At 73.4% G+C, this 3,059-nt stretch carries 4 protein-coding genes and 1 pseudogene; 4 read left to right on the top strand and 1 reads right to left on the bottom strand.

Annotated elements, in window-relative coordinates; genetic code table 11:
* On the bottom strand, positions 1-205 hold a 205-nt coding region (locus VFZ20_RS13230), incomplete at its 3' end, for a hypothetical protein (protein ID WP_329684364.1).
* Between the two features lie 238 nt (positions 206-443).
* On the opposite strand from VFZ20_RS13230, the gene VFZ20_RS13225 reads away from it, so the two are divergent.
* The 4 genes and pseudogenes from VFZ20_RS13225 to VFZ20_RS13210 all read left to right on the top strand — a co-directional run.
* On the top strand, positions 444-887 hold the full coding sequence (locus tag VFZ20_RS13225) for a MarR family transcriptional regulator (RefSeq protein ID WP_329684363.1): 444 nt from the start codon (positions 444-446) through the stop codon (positions 885-887).
* 611 nt (positions 888-1,498) lie between these two features.
* Positions 1,499-1,861 (top strand): metalloregulator ArsR/SmtB family transcription factor, encoded by a 363-nt coding sequence (locus VFZ20_RS13220; protein ID WP_329684362.1) that lies wholly within the window; start codon positions 1,499-1,501, stop codon positions 1,859-1,861.
* The gene (locus VFZ20_RS13215) at positions 1,858-2,217 is read left to right on the top strand and encodes a hypothetical protein (protein ID WP_329684361.1); all 360 of its coding nucleotides are present in this window, start codon (positions 1,858-1,860) and stop codon (positions 2,215-2,217) included. The genes VFZ20_RS13220 and VFZ20_RS13215 overlap by 4 nt, the downstream gene beginning before the upstream one ends.
* A gap of 165 nt (positions 2,218-2,382) precedes the next feature.
* Positions 2,383-3,059 (top strand): annotated as a pseudogene (locus VFZ20_RS13210) (hypothetical protein); the annotation flags it as partial.

Here is a 3,059-nt window from a genome sequence, read left to right as displayed (position 1 = left end):
GGTCCCGCGAGACGAACCGCGCCGGCTCGCTGGCGTTGAGCACCGTCGCGGCCACCGAGGCGGACGCGCCCGCGTCCACGATCACGCTGTCCGCCGAAAGCGTGAGCCGCGGATCGCCGCCCGGTTCAACCAGGTCCTTGCCGCAGGCCAGGAAGGCGGCAGCCGACAGCAGTCCGGTCACCCGCGCCATTGTCCGTTTCATCATCACGCTCCCGGGAAGATCATGGACTCACGATGGGGCCAGCCAACGGCCCCGGTTTCGCCGTGCGGATCCGGTGGACGAGACGGCGGTCCACGGGCGCGGACCGGGTCGTCCCCATCCGCCCGTCCACCGTTTCGCCCGTCGCGGAGGGACGCGGGGGTGCACATGGAGCCAGGAGGCGGCTAGGTTACGACGGGTGCTCCGGCCCATGTTGTTGATATGTCAACGAACCACGGGCGCGATGTCTGACACTCGGCTGCAGGACGTGCTTTTCTACTCCCTCGAGTCCGCCTCCAAGGCGTACCGGCGGTTCGCGCAGGCCCGGCTGCACGCGGCGGGGATCGACATCACCGTCGACCAGTGGCTGGTGCTCAAGACGATCCACGAATCCCCCGACGTCACGCTGCAGCAGGTGGGCACCGCGGTGTTCAAGGACTTTGCCTCCATTACCCGCATTGTCCAGCTGCTGGAGCGAAAGGGCCTGCTGCGCCGCACGCCCCATCCCAGTGACGGCCGCCGGTCCGAGCTCGTGCTCACGGACGCGGGCCAGTCGGTGATCCGGACGGTGGAGCCGATCGCGCAGGCCTATCGCGGCGAGGCGCTGGACGGGATCGATGCCGATGACGTCGCGCGGCTGCGCGCGGTGCTCCGGCAGATCACGGAGAACTGCGACGCGCGGCGGTGAATGCGGGCGCGTCCCGGACCGCGCGTGGCGCCGTCGGGAAGCGGAGATCCTCGAGGATGGGCCGGGCCCTCATCTCCTCCTGGCTCCGCGGCCCCTCACAGCGGGGCTATTATCGGATCCGGGTAAACCTTGACTGCTGCGCGCGGGGATGGCTCTCCGGAAGGATTTCACACGGGGCCTGCGGCCAACGGAGGGAACGGTAACGGATCGAAAGAAAACCGTTGACTCCGTTGGCCGCAGGCCCCGTGTGGGAATGCTGTTTCCTGCTCCGGCTTCGGTATAGGACGGGTTTATCGCCCATGCTGTCAGAAGGCACCCTGCCCGGTCCATTCCTGCGCGCGTTCGGGCGGCGCCATCCAGCACGCGGATGGATCCGGACGGCGCCTTCCTCAGAATGACGGCACGAGGGGAGAAGCGACGTGACGTGGCGCCGCCATCCCCCGTGCTGAGCGCGCGGCCGCCTGGCGTGACGGAGAAGGGAGCCGTCCGCGGCCGGTGGGCGCCCGACGCCGGAGACGCGGTGGATGGACGTGCGCCGCAGGGACGCGGCTTGACCCCGCCCGCGTTCTCTCATATCATCCGCTGCTGATGAGTCATCCATCGACACCGGCATGCTGACGACCCCCCACGCACAGTCGCTCGGGCTCAAGGCGAAGCTCTTTCGGGGCTTCGCCGATCCGTCGCGCCTCTCCCTCCTGGAGGCGCTGCGCGACGACGCGCGCAGCGTGGGCGAGCTGGTGGAGGTCACGGGGCTTTCGCAGTCCAACGTCTCCAACCACTTGGCGTGCCTGCTGGACTGCGGCCTGGTGGACCGCGAGCCGCGGGGCCGGCGCGTGATCTACCGGCTGGCGGACGCGCGCGTGGGGACCCTCCTGGGCCTCGCGGACGAGATCGTGGACGAGGTGGGGGAGGGGATGGACGCCTGCGGGCGCCTGGACGCCACGGTCCTCCGCACCCGCGTGGCCGCACGGTGAGCCGCCGGGTTCCGCGCCTGTTCCGCGCCGCGGCGCTGCTCGCCTTCCTGGGGATGGCCCTGGGATGGATGGAGCTCGCCGTGCCCGACGTCCACGACGGGCACGGGGCCGCGGAGCCCGAGGCCGGCGCCTGGGTTCAGCTTTCCCACGGGCATCCGCCCGCGTCTTCGCAGGAGCCCGGCCACGCGCCCCAGGCCCCGCACACCTGCCACTGCATCCACGCCCACGCGCCCGCGCTTCCCGCCGCGGCCGGCGCGTCGCCGCGCGTGCCCCCCCGCCACCCGGATTCCTCGTCCACGGAGCGCGCGCTCGCCAGCGTCGCGCCCGAGCCGCACTTTCGCCCTCCCGTCGCGTAAGCCTCCGGCACCGCGGACCGGCCCTGGCCGCATCCGCGCACGTGCCCGCGTCCGCTCCGGACGCACCTGACGCTCAAGCACATCCATCGGCATCCCGTCCGGGTCCGGCACCGCGCCGCACCCGCTGAGGGGACGCGTACACGAGCCCGTTCAGGGAGGCATCCCTTGTTTTCGTCATTCCCACCGGCCGGCCCTCGCGGTCCGGCCCGGCGACGCCGCGCGCGGGTTTTCGCGCTGGCCGCGTCGCTGCTCGTCCCCGTCGCCGCCTCCGCGCAGGAGAGCCCGGCGATTACCGCGCTGCGCCAGGCCGTGCAGCGCTCCAACCCCGCGCTGTCCGCCCGCCGCGCCGCCGTGGACGCCGCGCGCGCCCGCGTGGCCGCCACCGGCTTCGCCGAGCCCGCCGCGCTCTCCGCGGAAGTGGAGGAGGTGCCGGACGTCGTCGACCTCACCGGTGCAGCCGTGCGCGTGGAAGTGGGCCGCGAGCTCCTGGCCGGCGCCCGGCGCGACGCGGCGCGGGCCCTCGCCGCGACGGACGTCCGCGCGGCGGAGGCGTCGCTCGCCGCCGCCGGCGCGGCGCTGGACGCGGCCGTGCTGCGCTCGCTCACCGCGGCCGCGGGATGGCTGGCCATCTCCCGCCGCCTGGCCGCGGAGGATTCCCTGCTCGTCGGCGCGGAAGAGGCGCTGACGGCCCGCTTTGCCGTGGGCGAGGCGCGCTACGTGGACGTGCTGCGCCTGCGCACGGAGCGGCTGCGCGTGCAGGGCGAGCGCGCCGGGGCGCTGGCGGAGGCCCGCGCCGCGCGCGTGGCCCTGCGGGGGCTGCTCGGCTCCGTGCCGGACGCCGA

Source organism: Longimicrobium sp., from assembly GCF_036280135.1.
GTDB lineage: Bacteria > Gemmatimonadota > Gemmatimonadetes > Longimicrobiales > Longimicrobiaceae > Longimicrobium.
Note: the sequence above shows the minus strand (reverse complement) of the source record. Positions and strands in the feature narration are given on the sequence as shown.

Excerpts from the sequence above, each read along its gene's own strand:
- VFZ20_RS13225 (WP_329684363.1), top strand. The coding sequence starts at position 444 with ATGTCTGACACTCGGCTGCAGGACGTGCTTTTCTACTCCCTCGAGTCC.
- VFZ20_RS13220 (WP_329684362.1), top strand. The coding sequence starts at position 1,499 with ATGCTGACGACCCCCCACGCACAGTCGCTCGGGCTCAAGGCGAAGCTC.